Source organism: Peribacillus sp. NPDC097675 (assembly GCF_050277655.1).
Classification (GTDB): Bacteria; Bacillota; Bacilli; order Bacillales; family DSM-1321; genus Peribacillus.
On the sequence record NZ_JBNNSK010000010.1, the window covers coordinates 166,871 to 185,788 of the forward strand.

Genomic DNA, 18,918 nt, shown 5'->3' on the forward strand with positions numbered 1-18,918 from the left:
GACCCAAATGGATTTATATAACTGTCCAAACTGCAATTCGCTATTCGTTAAAACAAAATTCCGTGATGTTTGTGATGCTTGCTATAAAGAAGAAGAAGAGCAATTCGATATGGTGTATGAATACATCCGTAAGAAAAGTAACCGAACGGCGTCCATGGTACAGGTCGTTGAAGCGACTGGTGTTGAGGAAGAATTGATCATTAAATTCGTGAAAACGGGGAAACTGAGAATCGCCCAATTTCCGAATCTGGGCGTTCCCTGTGAAAAATGTGGAACATTCATCCGAAGCGGCAGATTATGTGGCACTTGTAGCGACTCCCTTCGTTCCGGGCTGGAGACGTATGAAAATGAAGAAAAGCGCCGTATTGAAATTCAAGAACGTGATAAAAAGAATACATACTTTATGAAAAACAATAAAGTGTAAATCTTAGCTTCTCTGCTGATACTTTGTTAGAATATTCTGTATTGAGAACGGAATTCGACAAAGGTTGTCGAAGGAAAGATTCCCAGGAATTATAAAATAAATCTATTCCTTGTCGATAATACTAGTATAGAGAATAAACGCAGTCATGAGCGGATCATCGTCTGTTAAAGGAATCATAAAATATGTGGTTATTTATAAGATTAGATAAACGAAATCGACCGAAGGAGAGGATCTGGAATATGAAAATCAATAACGTCGGTGTAACGGGTGTGAACCCATATAATACTTCTATCCATAAAGTGGGGAGTGTCAAAGAATCCAAGGTCAACCCTTCAGACAAAGTGGAAATCTCTTCGGCAGCAAAAGAGATGCAACATCTATCTCCAATACCAGCTGCAAGACAGGCGAAGGTGGATGAACTGAAAATCCAAGTGGAAAATGGCACATATAAAATGAATGCACAAGAAACAGCCAAGGGACTTATTGATTTTTACCGAAAATAACCCTTAATCAAACGTTTGATTAAAATGGACGGAACCGTATTCCGTCCATCATCTATGAGCAGAGGAGGCAGCGAACATGTCTGCACGACAGATCATCGACTCGCTTGAAAAATTGGTTACCCTTCATAAAAGCTTCAACCAATTAGCGCAAAGTAAAACAAACATCTTGAAAGCCGGCGACACGGAGGCTATCTCCGCCCTGCTAATTGATGAACAAAAGCATATTAAAGCCATCAGTCAAACGGATCAAGAAAGGGAAGCCGCCGTCGAGAAATTTCTCACAGCAAATGGTGCGGCAAATCAGGAATTTTCCATTACCACTGTAAGGGAATTCACTAATACGAGTGAAACGATTGCGCTTGAAAACCTTAAAACGGAATTGATACAAGAAGTGGCCAAGCTGAAAGAGCAAAACAGCTTAAACCAGCAATTGATCTATCAATCTCTTCAATTCATAAATGTCTCCCTAAATATGCTACGACCACAAAATCAGAATATGAACTATGGCAAGACGGCCCAAAAGTCTGCGAAAAGCGGCTTAGGCATGTTTGATTCAAAAGCGTAAGATAGAGAAAATAGATGGAGGTTTGAACATATGATTTCAAGCTTTATGGGGCTCGAAACAGCAAAGCGTGGAATGACTACCTCGCAAGGTGCCTTGTATACGACAGGAAATAACGTTTCCAATGCCAACACGGTAGGCTACTCAAGGCAACGGGTCAACCTGGAACAAACATCCGGTTTTCCTACCGTCGGGATGAATAGCCCGCGTATAGCCGGTCAAATTGGGACGGGTGTTGAAGCAGAAACTGTACAACGAATCCGTGATAGTTTTTTGGATGCCCAATACAGAACGCAAAGTAATAAACTCGGCTATTACGGTGCCATGAGCGAATCACTATCAAAAATGGAAGGCATCATGAACGAGCCTACCGATAGCGGCTTGGCAGCCACGATGGAGAAGTTCTGGAATTCAATCCAAGGGTTAACAGCCAACGCCGAAAATTCTGGTGCTCGTGAAGTTGTGGCCTCAACAGGTGTGATGGTCGCTGATACACTGAATTACTACTACAACTCGCTTACAAGCGTGAAAACGGACATTGGCAATCAAATCAACGTCAAAGCGAACGAAATTAACATAATCATCAGCTCAATCGATCAGCTTAATCAGCAGATCAGTAAAGTGGAACCACACGGTTTGGTTCCGAACGAACTCTATGATAAACGGGACGTGCTCGTTGACAACCTATCGCAGCTTGTCAGCGTCAACGTGAAAAACGTCATTCCAACCGACTACGGCAAAGCAAGCGATGTGGCAACTGGGTTATACAACATCGAGCTAATGAAAGAAGACGGTTCCTCTTATGCACCTCCAGTCAATCTAATCAGCGTGAACAAGACGGGGATGCTCGGGACAGCGAAAGTGGAAGTGAGCTATGATGAGTCAGGTGTGGTAGACGGAGTAAAGTTCGGCTCGAAAACCTTGAAAGACTTCAAGTTTTCTGGAGAACTAGCTGGTTTGATTGAAAACTTCGGATATAAAAAAACTGATGGCACAACAGGGGGCTCTTATCCTGATATGCTGCAAAAGCTTGATAATATGACGAAGGCTTTTGTGAATGAATTTAATAAGATTCATCAAGATGGGTTTGCTTTAGGAGCTAATGATAAATCAGGTCTCAACTTTTTCGAAATCAGTGCTGATGGAAGTGCTGCTCAAAGTATTAAGGTGAATAGTGTTATTTTAAAAGATTCTTCACTGATTGCTGCAGGGAAAACAAGCGGAGCTTCAGGGGATAATGAGAATGCTAAGCTCTTGGCTGATTTGAAAAAGAAAGCTTTTAGTGATTATGAAACTCTCAAAACCTCAGCTGGAATAGAAGAATTAAAGAAAATGAACCTAACAGGCAGCTTCGACACCTATTATTCTGGAATTATTGGGAACTTGGGTGTTGATTCTCAAAGTTCTCAAAAGAACCTCTCTAACTCAGCAGCGCTGGCAGAATCTGTGGACCAAAATAGAGCATCTGTTAGTTCTGTGTCATTAGATGAGGAAATGACTGACATGATTAAATTCCAGCAGGCTTACAATGCATCGGCAAGAATGGTGACGATGGTCGACGAAATGCTCGATAGAATCATTAATGGAATGGGAACTGTAGGTCGATAATAGGAGTGATATAGATGCGCGTAACACAATCGATGCTAACCAATAATATGTTAACCAACCTAAGCAGTAGCTATGAGAAATTGGGCAAACTGCAGGAACAAGTTTCATCGCAAAAGAAATTCTCGAAGCCTTCCGATGATCCTGTTGCAGCGATGATGGGGATGGGGTATCGGACGAACCTCAATCAAATCCAGCAATATAAGAGTAACATCTCGGAAGCAACGAACTGGATTGATAGTACGGATGATGCGATTACCGAATCGATATCTGCACTTCAAAGAATTCGTGAGTTAACAGTGCAGGGAAGTAATGGGACGTATGAAGAAAACCAGAAGAGTAATATTTCTGAAGAAATTAAGCAATTGAAAGAACATCTAGTCAGTATCGGTGATACACAGATTGGCGGTAAGTATATTTTTAATGGACAGAATACGAATGTGAAACCCTCATCTGTGACTGATGCTACTACTGGGAAAATCTCATACGGTACGGAACCTATTAATCTTGAAGTGTTCTCTGGAATTTCAATTCAAATTAATACAGATGGATCAAAGGTTTTTGGAGATGCTCTTGCCAAGGATGGTAGTATTCAACAAACAATTGATGCGCTCGAAGGCAATGGTGATGTTGGTGCGATGTTGGCAGAACTTGATAAAACGATTGATAGCTTTTTAGCTACGCAGGCCCAAGTGGGTGCGAGGCAGAATCGAATCGAGTTGATGACGGACCGCCTAGGCCAGCAAGAGGTTTTCGCAACAGAGATTCTTTCAAAAAACGAGGATGTCGATATCGAAAAAGCCATCATGAATTTAACGACACAAGAAAGTGTTCACAGTGCTTCATTGAGTATTGGTGCCAAAATCATGCAACCGAGTTTATTAGACTTTCTTCGCTAAGCTATTCGTAACCGGATAGTTTTTTTCTATAAAGAGAGGAGTGATGAAGATGCAAATGCCGCAAATTCGGATGCAATCTACATCGATGCAAATTGGATTGAACATCGAACAACCGGTACAGCAACTGGAACAAAAAGCAGCAGATCTATCAATTGAACAGCCGAAAGCCATTTTAGAAATTCAAACAACACAGGGGAAACTGACGATCGATCAGTCAAAGGCCAGAGAAGATATGGATTTGAAAAGCCTATCCAAACGGGTGGAGGAATTTGCCCAGCAAGGGTACCAAGATTGGCTGGCTGGTATGGCAAGAAGATCTCAACAGGGGACAGAGCTAAGGCATATTGAAAACGGTGGGAATACAATTGCTTCACTGGCAAAACAAAATAGCAAAGGTCCAGAGAAGCAATTCAATCTCGGGTGGATTCCCTCCCATTTCAGTGTGAAGCTAGACTATCAACCGGCCCAAGTTGATATTGAAGTAACTCCGCAAAAGCCAAATATTAATGTGCAAATTAATAGACCAACCCATGAATATATGCCAGGTAATACGGATGTAGAAGTTCTACAAAAAAATTCTCTGGATATAGATTTCATTAATTTATTTCCAGATGAGATAGGTGAGTGAAGACATATATGATTAAATCAACAAAATTTCAAGGTGAATTAGAAATAGCAGAGGAAGATATTTATAGATTTGAAAGCGGAATACCAGGGTTTCTGGAGGAAAAGCAGTTTTGTTTATTACCATTAGAAGAAACACCATTCTTTGTTCTTCAATCTATTGAAACAAAAGAAGTGGCCTTCATCGTAACGAATCCTTTTGATACTTTTCGTGACTATGAAGTGAAGCTGACTGATGAAGTACTTTCTACTTTACAAATCGAAACAGAAAAAGATGTCATAACGCTTGTCATTTTAACCATTCATGATCCTTTCAATCAAACAACTGCCAATCTTCAAGCTCCTATTATTTTAAATAGTCATAAAAAAACTGGAAAACAGTTTATCATGAATGGTAGTAATTATATGAATAAGCATTTGCTTATTGAACCTCTAGAAGTAGAACAGGGGGAAGACTAATGCTTGTCTTAACAAGGAAACCAAATGAATCGATCGTAATAGGAAATGATATTGAAATTACAGTGCTTGCGATAGAAGGGGAACAGATTAAGCTTGGTATCAATGCACCAAAAAATGTGGATATACACCGAAAAGAAGTCTACCTCTCCATACAAGAGGAAAATAACAAGGCTTCCAAAATAGAAACCAATCTACTGGAAAGTTTAAATGCATTTTTTAAGAAAAAATCTTAAAATCTACTAAATATGTTTCTAAGCATGTCGATATTATATATAGAACGATGGTTAGTGAAATAGGCGGCCGACTTATTCACTACTCTTCGTAAAAAACCACATGGATGTGGGAACAGAAAACTCAAGGAGGAAACAAAAATGATTATCAATCACAATATCGCAGCTCTTAACACACATCGTCAGTTATCAAGTGCAACTTCAGCACAATCTAAATCAATGGAGAAATTAGCTTCAGGTATGCGTATCAACAAAGCTGGGGACGATGCAGCTGGTTTAGCAATCTCTGAAAAAATGCGCGGACAAATCCGTGGTTTAGATATGGCTTCTAAAAATGCACAAGATGGTATATCTTTAATAGCAACTGCTGAAGGAGCTTTAAACGAAACGCATGACATTCTTCAACGTATGCGTGAGCTTGCTGTTCAAGCAGGTAACGATACAAATGTTGACACTGACCGAAATGAAATTCAAAAAGAAATCAACCAGTTGACTTCTGAAGTTAACCGTATCGGTAATACTACTGAGTTTAACACTAAAAAACTAGTGAATGGTGACCTTTCTTCTAAATTTGAAGTATCTCCTGCAGTAACAACAACACCAACAAAGGTAACACAAGTGTTAGCAAAAGACAGCACTGTAAAAGTGGGTGTTGATCCTATTACATGGACAAATGGTGCTTCAGCAAAATTCGATTTCAATGTTGCTGGTGCAGCAGATAATGGCTTAGCTTGGAATGCTTTAGATACGAGTAAACCTAATGATATCAAGGTTACACGTGATGCTGCAAACTCATTTACGGTAGATGTTAGGGCAACAGATGGTTCAGCGAACACTCTTACAGTTGATGCAGAAGCAGTTGCTTTTGACCCAGCAAATAACACTTATTCTTACGATAGCCAAGGAGTTTCTTTCTCATTCAAACAAGAGGATTTAGCGGACTGGGCAGTTGGTGAGTCTGTAACTATAGATTTAAATACTGTGGCTGCAGCTGGAACTAATGGTACGGGAACTCATACGTCAGTAGCAGACAAACAACAATTTACAAATACTGCAGCTGGAACTCCAGGACCTGCTACAGATTCTGTAATGACAAATATTACTGTTGCTGGTTCTCAATTAGAAGGTTTAAATGAAGTAAAAGTAGATTATGATGAGAGCACAAAAAAATTAACAGTTCTACTTAACGATAGTACAAATACTAAAACTTTATCTAAATATGAGTTTTCTGTAGATGCTGGTGCTGCAGTAAACTTTGACGCTGATGGCGTTTCATTCAAATTTACAGCAGGAACTGCTTCTACTTCGACTGATGCTACAGCGTCCGGTACATTCAAATTAGAATCTGAATCCAAAGAAACGACGACTGCTACTTCAATAACTACACCAGCGGTAGTTGAAGATAGATCTGCTTCATTCCAAATTGGTGCGAATCAAAATCAATCTATGTCAGTTGGTATCAATGACATGCGTGCAGCTGCACTTGGACTTACAGGAACAGGAGCTGAATTCACTGCTATAAAAGATGTTACAAACGGAACAAACTCAACAGCTGTTGAATCTGCGGTAGATGTTTCTACACATTCAAATGCGGCAAAAGCAGTTACTACAATTAATAAGGCAATTGAAACAGTTTCAGCTGAACGTTCAAAACTTGGTGCAAACCAAAACCGTTTAGAACACACAATAAATAACTTAGGTACATCTTCTGAAAACCTAACTGCTGCGGAATCTCGTATCCGTGATGTAGATATGGCGAAGGAAATGATGACTCAAACTAAGAACTCAATTCTTTCTCAAGCAGCACAAGCAATGTTGGCTCAAGCTAACCAACAACCACAAGGCGTACTTCAATTACTTCGTTAATCGATACGCTAGTAGAAAGACCTCGCATTTTGCGAGGTCTTTTATTTTCCAAATTTGTCAGAGTTCTTTTGTCTAAGTACATGTATAAAGATACTGTGTTAACTAGGAGGAATGGAGATGGGGCAAGTCCTACAAGAACAGAGGATACTCCTCGAGCTTCAATGGACTGAGGAACAAATTCGTATCTTGGATGAGATGGACGTGAAGCTTCATGAAATGAAAAGGATAGCTGAATATGCTTTAGAACATAAGCTTTCAGCAATTGAAATTGAGGGATTGAATGGTGAACTGAATGCATTGAAGAATGAATTCAGATCTCTGGAAAAACAGTTATATCCTGTTCTCCATTAGTGGAGGAATTTTCTTTTGTTAATAATCTGAATTACACGGAAAAATAAGTATATATTATTAAATTGATATATTATTATCCGGTAGCCTTAATTCCTTTTGTGGAGTTAGGGCTATTTCTAATTGAGGAGGAATAATAAATGAGAATATACGAAACGAAGGTATCGGATCAATTGGAATGGCTAGAGGAATCAGAAATGGATGCGAAAAGGATTTCAGCTAAGCATGTAAATATTAAAGATGGTAAAGGAATCAAGCTTACTATATCACAATCGTACCGTCAGAATCCCAGAAGATGGCTACAAGTTGTTCAAGTAGTTTCTTGGAGAGCTTGATAGAGAATACTTTGTTGTAATTCGCCTAGACACGCAGAAGTCGACGAATATCAACATCTGTCACATAGGCAGCATGAATGCTAATTAGTGCACACTAGGGAGGTGATGCAGGCTTGCAATCCTCAGTTTAACTCGTCGTCGATTTTAGTGTGCCACAACGACCCTTCGGGGCAACCTGAGTCATCGGGAGAGAACATTGAGGTCACGAAAAGACTCAGTGAAGCCGGGAATATCGTTGGCATTGATTTGTTGGATCATCTGGTCATCGGGGATGGCAGATTCGTTTCTCTAAAAGAAAAGGGTTATTTGAAAGAGTAATAGACTAATTCTATTAGTATAAATCGGGAAGAATACAAGTGATATATGTTGAATAATTCGTGAATCGGATGAAGTAGCAGTTCAGTCTAACCGTTGATCCAGAGGAAGTCAGCTTTGAAGCATTCGATTTCTATCATGAGGACTTGGATGACCTACTCATTCCGAATGAGCATCTTTCTGTACTGCCGAACCTGCTTCTCTTTGAAACGCTCATGTACGTAGGTGAGGAAAGGTTCGAATGGGTGGCAGGAGTGGTCGTTGACGAGGCAACAAAGGAGCTACTTTACGAGGTTTGGATAAAGAACGAGAACAGGTCAAGTCAATTCTGCACAAGAAGAAGGAGGAAAAGTAAAATGCCAATATATCACAAGATTGTAATGAATGGAAGAGTCTTATATCGGGAATTCGATTCAGCGAGGGGCCACTACGAACTGGAGATGATAACAGAACAAGAACTAATCGAGATACTAATGGATCAGGCGGTAGAGTCAAGCATCGAGGTGGATCAAGAAGCAATCAATTGTGCAGTGAGAGGCATAATGAGTACCATTCAGCGAGAGATGGTTCAAAATTACATCACCTATTTAGAAATGGTTTCGGAATCGCTTTATTTCTATTATTAGGAGGAGAATAGAGAATGTATTTAGACTGGTTTGTAGGAACAATGAAAAAGACATTTGGTATTGAAATGAAAAGAGAGGATGTAGGCCACGAAGCCATTTCTATCATGAAGAAATAGATGACCTTCTTATCCTAGCTGAACACTTAGAAAAGCAAAACCCATTGCTCATTGAAACAATTTCGTATGTGGACGATAAAGGGTTTGAATGGATTGCTGGTTATGTTCTGGATGACGAAACAAGGAAGAAACTGTACGAAGTATGGATGAAGAATGGGAAACAGATTGCTTATGAGATTTATTTCGACTAAAAAAATCACTTGAACCATGCCAGCTGAATTTACGACATTACATTTAGTAAACTTACGACAAAACTAATGGGATATGTACCGTTATTTACAGAATAGATGAGCGACAAAGAAATGGTATGCATTTCGTATGGAAAAACTGTCGACATTATTATATAACTGTCGGGAGCTAGGTAGGAAACGAACTGGAAAAATGAATACAAATAAAACATAAAGGGTGTTGGCGTAAGGATGCGTACATCAATAGCCTTTTTTCATTATGGAGGTGAATCATTCTTGGAAATAGCAGGGTACAAACATTGGCTCTTTACAGAGGAGAAAGCAGATAAAACAATCGAGTCATATGTGAATGATGTGAAAGGGTTCCAATCATATTTTCATGAGACATTGAAGGATGGTCCAGTACCATCCCGCTTCTCATTTGTATGGTATAAGGAACATCTAATGATTGTATGTTTGCTACTTTATACAGGTGTAAAGATTAGTTTTATTGTATCATTCCTCAACAGGTTATCCCCTAAAGTTAGAATGTATGGTCCTTATTTAATTATTTTTCCTTTGTTTTAGCACTGTAAAGTTCTATTATGAAACCGATATAAAAAGTAAAGATATCATATTGGGGGCAAAAGAGATGTTGGAGAATCTATCAACGAATATTCTTTCCTCGCAACTTAGAACAGCAATTTCAGAGGGAATCAGTACGTATTATCAGAGAGAGATTAATACAGTAGCATATTCAGAACAAAGTGTAGAATCGAATGACAAACCAACAAAAGAAAAGGTTCAGGAGGTAACTGAAAGTTTAAATACCTTTCTAAATCCAACACATACAGCGGTACGCTTTGAATATCATGAAAAACTGGACGAGTATTTTGTTAAGGTCGTTGATGACATAACCAATGAAACAATTAGAGAAATTCCTCCAAAAAAGCTTCTAGACTTTTATGCGGCAATGACAGAATTTGTCGGGATAATGGTCGACAAAAAAATATAAGTAGGTGATCAATGATGGTACGTGTCAGTGGATTAGCAAGTGGGATGGATATAGATGAAATAGTGAAAAGTATGATGCAGGCAGAACGAGTGCCTTTGGATAAATTAACGCAGAAGAAGCAATATTCTGAGTGGCAACGGGATGATTACCGTTCAGTAAATACAGCGCTCTCAGAATTGGATAAACTAATCTCAGATGGAGTTGGAAAACAGTCTTCATTTATTAAAAAGACAGTTTCCGTTTCTAACCCTGATGCAATTTCTGTGAGAAATATTAATTCAACAAGTGATTTTACGGGGAAGATAAGTGTAAAGAACCTTGCCACGGCGGCGACTATGACGAGCAAACCAACAAATGTGAAAAATACAGAAACAGGGTTACTGACGCAGATTGATTCAAAAGAGCCGTTATCTAAATATGGGTTGGTAAAGCATGAAATTTCGATATTAGCGATTAATAAAGATGGCGTTTTTGATTTGGATGAGAGTAAGGTGACGAAACCTTATACACTTACCATTGAAACAACTGATACATTAGATAGTGTTATAAATAAAATTAATGCTAACTCTGGGGTAACAGTCTTCTTTGATCAGAACTCTCAACAGTTTTCTATTACTGCTAAGAATACAGGTGATGTGGAGGGTGCAGCAGAGATTGAATTGGGTGGGGAATTTTTTACTGATTTATTAGAAATGGATAAAACAAATGATATAGCTGCTAAACCGGAGAATAGAAGAGGGACAATAGGTTCAAATGCAACAGTAGAATACAATGGTCTAAAAATCTCCCGACCATCGAACACCTTCCAAATCAACGGAGCGGAAATAACAATAAAGCAAACAACTGAAGAAACTGGACCCGTCACCTTTTCCTCAAAAGCTGATGTGGACACCATTTTAGACACGGTCACTCAGTTCGTGAATAAATACAATGAAATCATTAAAAAGATCCAGGACAAAACTAGTGAATCGAAGTATCGTTCGTACACTCCTCTTACAACAGAGCAAAAAAAGGCCATGACTGAAGATGAAGTGAAGTTGTGGGAAGAGAAGGCGAAGAGTGGGACGTTAAAAAATGATTCTACATTAAAAAGTCTTCTGACAACGATGAGGTCTTCTCTGTATACTTCGGTAAGTGGTATGACAGGGAATAACACGCTCAGTAGTTTGGGAATTACCACAACAAAGAATTACTTAGAAGGTGGTAAGCTCACCATTGATGAGGATAAACTGCGTGCGGCCATTTCGGAAGATCCGAATGCGATTTATAAGTTATTCATGAATGAGGGAAGTAGTACCGATAAAAGTACACAAGGCCTAGCACGTCGTTTACGTGCTGATATCCAATCATCCATGAAGGTGATTACAGAAAAAGCAGGTAAGGCCGGTTATGTAAATAACAATTTCACCATCGGGAAATCGGTCAATGGGCTAGATACAAGAATTTCAGCATTCGAGGCAAAATTAACCAAACTGGAAAGCCGTTATTATAGTCAGTTTACAGCCATGGAAAAAGCGATATCGAAAGCGAATAGTCAAAGTTCTAGTTTATCGCAATATTTTAGCTAAGTAAGAAAGGAAGAATTAAAAGAAATGGCCATTAACAATCCATACCAATCTTATCAACAAAATTCAGTGAACACAGCGTCCCCGGGAGAGCTTACCCTCATGCTTTACAACGGGTGTCTGAAGTTCATTCTACTTGGTAAAAAAGCCATGGAAGCGGGTAAAATCGAAGAAAAGAATACGAATATCATAAAGGCGCAAAACATCGTTCATGAACTGATGGTAACGTTGAATATGGATGTTGCCGTTTCGAAAGAGTTGATGAGCCTCTATGATTATATGAACCGCCGCCTGATTGACGCTAATTTGAAGAATGATATTGCTGCTCTAGAAGAGGTGGAGGGTCTTGTTACTGAGTTCCGTAACACATGGAAGGAAGCCATTCAATTGAATCGTCAAAAACAATTCGTCCAAAGTGGTCTAGTGTGATGATGCTTCAACAGTTCCATAATGTTACCACTGAATTAGTAACTGTATTGCAAGACCAGACGATTATCGAACGTGATGACCGAATCGATCGAATAAAAGAGTTGCTTGACCAACGTGAAGAATTTTTATTGCAAATCAAACCGCCTTTTTCTGCCGAAGAGCTACAATTGGGGCGTCAATCCATGCTTCTGAATCAACAGGTCAATCAATTGTTGTTGCTCCAAAAGCAAGAGATTCAGCGGGATATAAAGGAACTGATTCAGAAGAAGAAAACTTCGAATAAGTATACCAATCCTTACGAGACCCTTGCCACGGATGGCATGTTCTATGACAAAAAAAATTGAACACTACCCAAACCGTTTGGATATCAAACGGTTTTTTTGTATTTGTTTTTTAAAATTTCTGTAAATTATAGTGGCTAATTTTTTCATTATTGAGCAGTGTTTGTTATAATAGACCTAAGGTAGACATCAACCTTTTTCAAACCTTCCGACAATTATTTCATAATTTCGATATATTTCATGATGTGTTTGCAAAGGAAACCGGAGGGGTATTGTAGAATCTAACTGTATAGTCTTAATTTAAGGAGGACTCACTTTATGAATTACAACGTACGCGGTGAAAACATTGAGGTAACTCCAGCAATTCGAGAATACGTCGAAAAGAAAATTGGCAAGTTAGAAAGATACTTTAACAATACGCCAGATGCAAATGTGCTAGTAAATTTGAAAGTGAATAATAATACGTCTAAGGTCGAAGTGACGATTCCCATGCAGAATTTGGTTCTTCGCGCTGAAGAGGAAAATGCGGACATGTATGCCGCAATTGATTTGATCAATGACAAGCTTGAACGCCAAATTCGTAAACATAAAACGAAGGTCAATCGTAAATTCCGCAATAACTTATCTAATACTCCTGAGGCATTCGCCTTTGCTACGGAGATCGATGAAGTGGCGGATGAATTCGAAGATGATAACGATATCGAAGTGGTTCGTAACAAGCGCTTTGATCTGAAACCAATGGACAGTGAAGAAGCGATTCTGCAAATGAATATGCTTGGTCACAGTTTCTTCGTTTACACGAATGCGGATACGAATACAACTAACGTGGTGTATCGCCGTAAAGATGGACGATACGGATTAATCGAACCAAGTTAAGAGAATAATAGAATGAAACCAAGCACCGTCCACACTCTGGGCGGTGCTTTTTATTATCTATCATTTTCCATGATCATTATAGGTATAAGGTAATATAGTTGAATCCTAGAATACAAACCATATCAACGTATTCATCTAACCTATTCTTTGTCATCTAGGCGTTCTTAATAAAATAGAAGATAAAGGAAATATTTATATCCATTCTTAATAATGAACATTATCTGTTCTTTTTCAAGAAAAATAGTGTATAAGTCCCATTCCTAAAATCCCTTAATTTGTAATATAATTGGTTAATAGGTTCTTTAAAACGAACAAATTCGTAAATATATATTTAATAATTAAGGTGCAGAGGGGATGGGAAGTTGTTTCGGAAAAATTGCCAAACATGTAATAGGGCTTCGTTTAGTAGTACGGAAATGGGTAACTGGTTTTGTCCGACATGCGGCGAGGATTTGACCGTGCAAAAAGCCTTTGATGCACTATCGGTGGAGAGAATCAATATGTCTCACCGGTTGAATGAAAAGAGCAAGGTGTTTTATTTTATAAATAAGCGAGCGTGAATGCTTGAATAATGAATTGAATTTTCTAAATATTGTTGCAATTTGTCGATAAATACTTCTTTATTTTGGTTAGGTGGCGACATAAACTAGCAACATATGTAGTGTGTATTCCCTATAATGAAATTATAAACCATGTATTTAGTTATATTTATCCCGACAAAGGCAAACTCATCGAAAGCTGGGGGCGCAAAGGCACAGGTCTAAGGCTATAAATGGCTAGGATGGCTGGTCTGCCTGAAATACAAGGTAGTATTTTAGGAGGTTAATGAAATGATTACTGCTGAATTGGATCAAGAGTGGATGACATTGATAGTAGAAGCAAAGAGCTTAGGGTTGACGAAAGAGGAGATTCGTGAATATTTTGCGAAGGAATCATTGAAGGAGAATCACGAAAAATGAGACAGATGTGGAAAGCATCCCTATAAACAGTAAATGATGCTCGCTGTTTATAGGGATGCTTTTGTTCTGCTTAAATAGGTTGATAGGTTCATATCTATTATGCTATTCGTTGTTCTTTTTCCATTTGTTAAATTCAATGAATTCTCGAAATTGTTGTTTTGAAACGCCTGAATGCATGGCATCTTCAACGATTTTTATCCAGTCGGTATCAAGGATTTCCTTGTTGGGGGCATCGTACAGAAGGGCATCAACAGGAACATGAAGCACTGCAGAGATCTTTTCTAAAAATTGAATGGAAGGATTCGTTTGTAAGTTCCGTTCGAGCGAACTTAAGTAAGACTTGGCTACACCGGCTTTTTCGGCTAGTTCAGTCATCGACATTTTCTTTTCTTCCCTCAGCTTTTTAACACGCTCACCGATCATCATTACCACCTCGAAACTAGTTCTATTTATCCCGCAGAATGAGCTTTTCTAACCCACTTACAATACTTTCTATTACCAGGTTTATTAGCTAAAGGCATCATGTCTATTAAAGACTAGCTGTGTAAACATGGGTTCTTGCACTATGTATTTTAAATCTTCCTTCTATTTTAACAGTTTTTGCCCTATTTTATCCATTGTTTTTCGCAAGAAGTGATTTCTGACCCATAAGGTATCGGGTGACATGAAGTTGTACCTCGAGTATAGAAGTGGTAAAATTAACACTAGACTATCATCGGCAGAAGGTGTGTTCCTTCTTACTTATATAATGAACGATAATGAATGATCATTTTCCCAATAGAGGAGCGTTAATGAATGCTTAATATATTAACTAAAGTTTTTGATCCGAATAAGCGAGAACTTAAGCGGTTAGAGAAAGTGGCTGATCAGGTCGAAGCGCTGGCGGATGAAATGGCCGCGTTATCGGACGAGAAGTTGAGAGCCAAAACGGAAGAGTTCAAGACACGTTATCAAAACGGGGAGACCGTGGATGATTTGTTGGTTGAGGCTTTTGCGGTTGTACGTGAAGGAGCAAAACGAGCCCTTGGCATGTTTCCATTCCGCGTCCAAATCATGGGTGGTGCGTCCCTTCATGATGGGAATATATCTGAAATGAAAACAGGTGAAGGGAAAACGTTGACTTCAACTCTTCCTGTTTATTTAAATGCGCTTACTGGTAAAGGCGTACATGTCGTAACCGTCAATGAATACCTAGCGCAGCGTGATGCGAATGAGATGGGTGTTTTATACAATTTCCTCGGATTGTCGGTCGGCTTGAATTTGAACAGTCATTCTAAAGAAGAGAAACAGGAAGCGTACAATGCGGATATTACGTATAGCACGAATAATGAATTAGGTTTCGATTACTTGCGTGACAATATGGTGTTATATAAAGAACAAATGGTACAGCGGCCTTTGCATTATGCGGTCATCGATGAAGTCGATTCCATCTTGGTGGATGAAGCAAGAACGCCATTGATCATATCAGGTGCGGCACAGAAATCAGCCCAGCTCTATATCCAGGCCAATGCGTTTGTACGTACCTTGAAGAAAGATACAGATTACACGTATGATGAGAAAACAAAAGGCGTTCAGTTGACTGAAGAAGGCATGAACAGGGCGGAAAGAGCGTTCAATATTGATAATTTATTCGATATTACTCATGTGACCTTGAACCATCATATCAATCAGGCGTTAAAAGCACATGTTGCCATGCACCTGGATGTGGATTATGTGGTCCAAGACGGTGAGATTGTTATCGTTGATCAGTTTACGGGTCGTTTGATGAAAGGTCGCCGTTACAGTGAAGGTCTTCATCAGGCCATTGAAGCAAAAGAAGGGCTTGAGATTCAGAATGAAAGCATGACCCTTGCGACGATTACCTTCCAGAACTATTTCAGGATGTATGAAAAGCTGTCTGGTATGACGGGGACGGCTAAGACGGAGGAAGAGGAATTCCGTAACATCTATAATATGAATGTTATTGCGATTCCGACTAACCGGGAAATCGTCCGGGATGACCGTCCAGATCTTATCTATGCGTCAATGGACGGGAAATTCAGAGCGGTTGTGGAAGATATTGCGGAGCGCCATGAAAAAGGGCAGCCAGTTCTTGTCGGTACGGTCGCTATTGAGACTTCTGAAATCATTTCCACTTATTTAACGAAAAAGGGAATTCCCCATAATGTATTGAATGCGAAAAACCATGAGCGTGAAGCCGAAATTATCTTGAATGCGGGAAATAAAGGCTCGGTTACAATCGCTACGAATATGGCGGGACGTGGTACGGATATCAAGCTAGGCGAAGGTGTCAAAGAAGTGGGCGGACTAGCTGTCATCGGTACGGAGCGTCATGAAAGTCGCCGTATTGATAACCAGCTTCGTGGTCGTTCCGGTCGTCAGGGAGATCCAGGGGTTACTCAGTTCTATCTTTCCATGGAAGATGAATTGATGCGTCGCTTTGGTTCGGATAATATGAAGAGTATGATGGCGCGTCTTGGCATGGATGATTCCCAACCCATTCAAAGCAAAATGGTGTCAAGAGCCGTTGAATCCGCTCAGAAACGGGTGGAAGGTAATAACTTTGATTCTCGTAAACAATTGCTGCAGTATGATGATGTTCTTCGTCAGCAACGTGAAATCATCTACAAACAGCGTTTCGATGTAATGGAAAGCGAAAACTTACGTGAAATTGTCGAAACGATGATTACGGCATCCATCCAGCGTAATGTCGCAGCTTTTGCTCCTATGGGCGATGAAGAGGACTGGAACTTACAAGGACTTGTCGATTACTTGAACGGTAACCTGTTCCAAGATGGCGAGATTACTGTCGCCGATGTGGAAGGTAAAGATGAATCGGAATTAGTCGAGTTCGTTTTAGGAAAAGTAAAAGAGAATTATGATCAAAAAGAAGCTGAGCTTGCTGAAGACCAAATGCGTGAGTTCGAAAAAGTCATCGTACTTCGTGCCGTGGATAGCAAGTGGATGGATCATATCGATGCGATGGAGCAATTGCGTCAAGGGATTCACCTACGTGCATATGGTCAAATCGATCCGCTTCGTGAATACCAATCTGAAGGATTTGCGATGTTTGAAAGCATGATTGCTTCGATGGAAGATGAAGTCACTAAGTATATTATGAAAGCTGAAATCCGCAACAACTTGGAGCGGAAGGAAGTTATAAAAGGACAAGCGGTCAATCCGAAAGAAAATGAAGGCGGCAAAGTGAAGAAGGCGCCGGCTCGTAAGTCGGAAGATGTCGGGCGAAATGCATTATGTCCATGTGGCAGCGGAAAAAAATATAAGAATTGTCATGGCAACTTGGGATGAAAATAGGTGTATAATGGAGGAGAGACGGATAAGTTATAAGAACTTACCGCCTCTTTTCATGTTCCGTTTACGTAAAGTTGGGGGCATATTGTTTTGAAGAAGGATAACGGCAGTGAAGCATATCCCGATACGGGATTTTTTTAACATACTAATGAGGTGAATAGAAAATGGAAATGGCAGAAATTAGAAACGAACTTGAAAGAACAGCGCAACGATTAACGGACTTTAGGGGGTCTCTTTGACTTAGATGAAAAAGAGGCACGCATAGCACAACTGGAAAATGAGATGACGCATCCTGACTTTTGGAATGATCAACAAAAGGCTCAAGGGGTCATCAATGAAACGAATGCATTAAAAGAACAAGTTGATCAATTGTCTGAGTTGAATGCTTCGTATGAAAATCTGGATTTGACGTATGAGTTAGTCAAAGAAGAAAATGACGAAGATCTTATGGCAGAGTTGGTGGAAGAAATCACGGTTCTTTCACAAAAGATGAATGATTTTGAACTACAACTCTTACTAAGTGAAGAGTATGATTCGAAAAATGCGATTCTGGAACTGCATCCTGGTGCAGGCGGAACGGAATCTCAAGATTGGGGTTCCATGTTGCTTCGCATGTACACAAGATGGGGCGAAAAAAGAGGATTCAAGGTAGAAACCCTGGATTATCTTCCGGGTGATGAAGCGGGAATCAAGAGTGTTACGCTACTATTCAAAGGTCATAACGCGTATGGCTATTTGAAAGCGGAAAAAGGCGTTCATCGTCTTGTCCGGATTTCTCCTTTCGATTCATCAGGTCGCCGTCATACTTCGTTCGTATCATGTGAAGTCATGCCGGAATTCGATGAAACGATCAATATAGAAATCCGTACGGAAGATTTGAAAATCGATACGTACCGGGCAAGTGGAGCCGGCGGTCAGCATATTAACACGACTGACTCAGCTGTTCGTATTACCCATTTACCTACGAATACGGTCGTAACGTGTCAAAATGAGAGATCGCAAATCAAAAATAAGGCCCAAGCGATGAATATGCTGAAAGCTAAATTATATCAACGTGAAATCGAACAACAGCAGGCCGATTTGGATGAAATCCGTGGAGAACAAAAGGAAATTGGCTGGGGCAGCCAAATCCGTTCGTACGTCTTCCATCCCTATTCGATGGTGAAGGATCACCGTACAAGTGCGGAGACCGGAAACCTTGGTTCAGTGATGGACGGGGACATCGATATGTTCATCGATGCTTACTTACGTTCTAAATTATAAGATGTATCAATCGAACCGGATTTTATTCGGTTCGATTTTTTTGCACCCTTTTCTTTCATTAGTCCTTTAACACGTCATCTGGCTGTTATTTACAGGGAATGAATAGGGATGCTATACTACTTTCGGTTAAGACTAATTA

Annotated in this window: 24 protein-coding genes and 1 riboswitch; of the genes, 23 read left to right on the forward strand and 1 reads right to left on the reverse strand. The window is 39.7% G+C overall.

Translation table 11 applies throughout. The features are described from left to right. The first annotated feature begins 7 nt into the window (after window positions 1-7). The 21 genes from ACQKL5_RS15900 (at window position 8) to ACQKL5_RS16000 (ending at window position 14,204) form a co-directional block, all read left to right on the forward strand. On the forward strand, window positions 8-424 hold the full coding sequence (locus ACQKL5_RS15900; RefSeq protein ID WP_427609855.1) for a TIGR03826 family flagellar region protein: 417 nt from the start codon (window positions 8-10) through the stop codon (window positions 422-424). Window positions 425-663: 239 nt separating this feature from the next. Continuing rightward, on the forward strand, window positions 664-927 hold the full coding sequence (gene flgM / locus ACQKL5_RS15905; RefSeq protein WP_427609856.1) for a flagellar biosynthesis anti-sigma factor FlgM: 264 nt from the start codon (window positions 664-666) through the stop codon (window positions 925-927). Between the two features lie 76 nt (window positions 928-1,003). After that, window positions 1,004-1,492, forward strand: a complete 489-nt coding sequence (locus ACQKL5_RS15910; RefSeq protein WP_427609857.1) for a flagellar protein FlgN — start codon at window positions 1,004-1,006, stop codon at window positions 1,490-1,492. Between the two features lie 30 nt (window positions 1,493-1,522). Further along, entirely contained in the window at window positions 1,523-3,097 is a 1,575-nt protein-coding gene (gene flgK / locus ACQKL5_RS15915) for a flagellar hook-associated protein FlgK (protein WP_427609858.1), read from the forward strand. Between the two features lie 14 nt (window positions 3,098-3,111). Continuing rightward, the gene (flgL, locus tag ACQKL5_RS15920) at window positions 3,112-3,993 is read left to right on the forward strand and encodes a flagellar hook-associated protein FlgL (protein WP_427609859.1); all 882 of its coding nucleotides are present in this window, start codon (window positions 3,112-3,114) and stop codon (window positions 3,991-3,993) included. 49 nt (window positions 3,994-4,042) lie between these two features. After that, the gene (locus ACQKL5_RS15925; protein WP_427609860.1) at window positions 4,043-4,621 is read left to right on the forward strand and encodes a DUF6470 family protein; all 579 of its coding nucleotides are present in this window, start codon (window positions 4,043-4,045) and stop codon (window positions 4,619-4,621) included. A gap of 8 nt (window positions 4,622-4,629) precedes the next feature. Beyond that, window positions 4,630-5,076, forward strand: a complete 447-nt coding sequence (fliW, locus tag ACQKL5_RS15930; RefSeq protein WP_427609861.1) for a flagellar assembly protein FliW — start codon at window positions 4,630-4,632, stop codon at window positions 5,074-5,076. Beyond that, complete coding sequence (gene csrA / locus ACQKL5_RS15935; RefSeq protein WP_427609862.1) at window positions 5,076-5,309, forward strand: carbon storage regulator CsrA; 234 nt, start codon at window positions 5,076-5,078, stop codon at window positions 5,307-5,309. Before fliW ends, csrA begins: the two co-directional genes overlap by 1 nt. A gap of 138 nt (window positions 5,310-5,447) precedes the next feature. Continuing rightward, on the forward strand, window positions 5,448-7,172 hold the full coding sequence (locus ACQKL5_RS15940) for a flagellin (RefSeq protein WP_427609863.1): 1,725 nt from the start codon (window positions 5,448-5,450) through the stop codon (window positions 7,170-7,172). Window positions 7,173-7,289: 117 nt separating this feature from the next. Further along, on the forward strand, window positions 7,290-7,523 hold the full coding sequence (locus ACQKL5_RS15945) for a hypothetical protein (RefSeq protein ID WP_427609864.1): 234 nt from the start codon (window positions 7,290-7,292) through the stop codon (window positions 7,521-7,523). Window positions 7,524-7,660: 137 nt separating this feature from the next. Further along, entirely contained in the window at window positions 7,661-7,855 is a 195-nt protein-coding gene (locus ACQKL5_RS15950; RefSeq protein ID WP_427609865.1) for a hypothetical protein, read from the forward strand. Window positions 7,856-7,960: 105 nt separating this feature from the next. Next, window positions 7,961-8,173 carry a JAB domain-containing protein gene (locus ACQKL5_RS15955; RefSeq protein WP_427609866.1) on the forward strand — a complete coding sequence of 71 codons (213 nt, stop codon included), beginning with the start codon at window positions 7,961-7,963 and terminating at the stop codon, window positions 8,171-8,173. 143 nt (window positions 8,174-8,316) lie between these two features. Next, window positions 8,317-8,796 carry a hypothetical protein gene (locus ACQKL5_RS15960; RefSeq protein WP_427609867.1) on the forward strand — a complete coding sequence of 160 codons (480 nt, stop codon included), beginning with the start codon at window positions 8,317-8,319 and terminating at the stop codon, window positions 8,794-8,796. A 160-nt stretch (window positions 8,797-8,956) separates the two neighbouring features. Then, window positions 8,957-9,103, forward strand: coding sequence for a hypothetical protein (locus ACQKL5_RS15965; RefSeq protein WP_427609868.1), 147 nt, complete (start codon window positions 8,957-8,959; stop codon window positions 9,101-9,103). A 628-nt stretch (window positions 9,104-9,731) separates the two neighbouring features. Next, the gene (flaG, locus tag ACQKL5_RS15970) at window positions 9,732-10,094 is read left to right on the forward strand and encodes a flagellar protein FlaG (protein ID WP_427609869.1); all 363 of its coding nucleotides are present in this window, start codon (window positions 9,732-9,734) and stop codon (window positions 10,092-10,094) included. A 14-nt stretch (window positions 10,095-10,108) separates the two neighbouring features. Further along, window positions 10,109-11,662 carry a flagellar hook-associated protein 2 gene (locus ACQKL5_RS15975; RefSeq protein WP_427609870.1) on the forward strand — a complete coding sequence of 518 codons (1,554 nt, stop codon included), beginning with the start codon at window positions 10,109-10,111 and terminating at the stop codon, window positions 11,660-11,662. 24 nt (window positions 11,663-11,686) lie between these two features. Further along, the gene (gene fliS, locus ACQKL5_RS15980) at window positions 11,687-12,088 is read left to right on the forward strand and encodes a flagellar export chaperone FliS (protein WP_427609871.1); all 402 of its coding nucleotides are present in this window, start codon (window positions 11,687-11,689) and stop codon (window positions 12,086-12,088) included. After that, window positions 12,028-12,432: a flagellar protein FliT gene (locus ACQKL5_RS15985; RefSeq protein WP_427609872.1), complete on the forward strand. Its 405-nt coding sequence runs from the start codon at window positions 12,028-12,030 to the stop codon at window positions 12,430-12,432. The genes fliS and ACQKL5_RS15985 overlap by 61 nt, the downstream gene beginning before the upstream one ends. A gap of 255 nt (window positions 12,433-12,687) precedes the next feature. After that, window positions 12,688-13,245 carry a ribosome hibernation-promoting factor, HPF/YfiA family gene (gene hpf / locus ACQKL5_RS15990; RefSeq protein WP_427609873.1) on the forward strand — a complete coding sequence of 186 codons (558 nt, stop codon included), beginning with the start codon at window positions 12,688-12,690 and terminating at the stop codon, window positions 13,243-13,245. Between the two features lie 362 nt (window positions 13,246-13,607). Then, window positions 13,608-13,805, forward strand: coding sequence for a hypothetical protein (locus ACQKL5_RS15995; protein WP_427609874.1), 198 nt, complete (start codon window positions 13,608-13,610; stop codon window positions 13,803-13,805). A 151-nt stretch (window positions 13,806-13,956) separates the two neighbouring features. Next, window positions 13,957-14,043: riboswitch (cyclic di-GMP riboswitch) on the forward strand. A gap of 32 nt (window positions 14,044-14,075) precedes the next feature. Continuing rightward, window positions 14,076-14,204, forward strand: coding sequence for an anti-repressor SinI family protein (locus tag ACQKL5_RS16000; RefSeq protein ID WP_427609875.1), 129 nt, complete (start codon window positions 14,076-14,078; stop codon window positions 14,202-14,204). Between the two features lie 102 nt (window positions 14,205-14,306). Here ACQKL5_RS16000 and ACQKL5_RS16005 read toward each other — a convergent pair whose 3' ends face one another. Then, window positions 14,307-14,627 carry a helix-turn-helix domain-containing protein gene (locus ACQKL5_RS16005; protein ID WP_402963335.1) on the reverse strand — a complete coding sequence of 107 codons (321 nt, stop codon included), beginning with the start codon at window positions 14,625-14,627 and terminating at the stop codon, window positions 14,307-14,309. A 372-nt stretch (window positions 14,628-14,999) separates the two neighbouring features. Here ACQKL5_RS16005 and secA point away from each other — a divergent pair, with 372 nt between their 5' ends. Both secA and prfB read left to right on the forward strand, forming a co-directional pair. Beyond that, the gene (secA, locus tag ACQKL5_RS16010; protein WP_427609876.1) at window positions 15,000-17,513 is read left to right on the forward strand and encodes a preprotein translocase subunit SecA; all 2,514 of its coding nucleotides are present in this window, start codon (window positions 15,000-15,002) and stop codon (window positions 17,511-17,513) included. Between the two features lie 167 nt (window positions 17,514-17,680). After that, window positions 17,681-18,779, forward strand: a protein-coding gene (prfB, locus tag ACQKL5_RS16015) for a peptide chain release factor 2 (RefSeq protein WP_427609877.1) whose coding sequence is annotated in 2 segments (ribosomal slippage) — window positions 17,681-17,752 and window positions 17,754-18,779 — 1,098 coding nt in all. Because the reading frame shifts where the segments join, the coding sequence is not laid out codon by codon here. The last annotated feature ends 139 nt before the right edge of the window (window positions 18,780-18,918 follow it).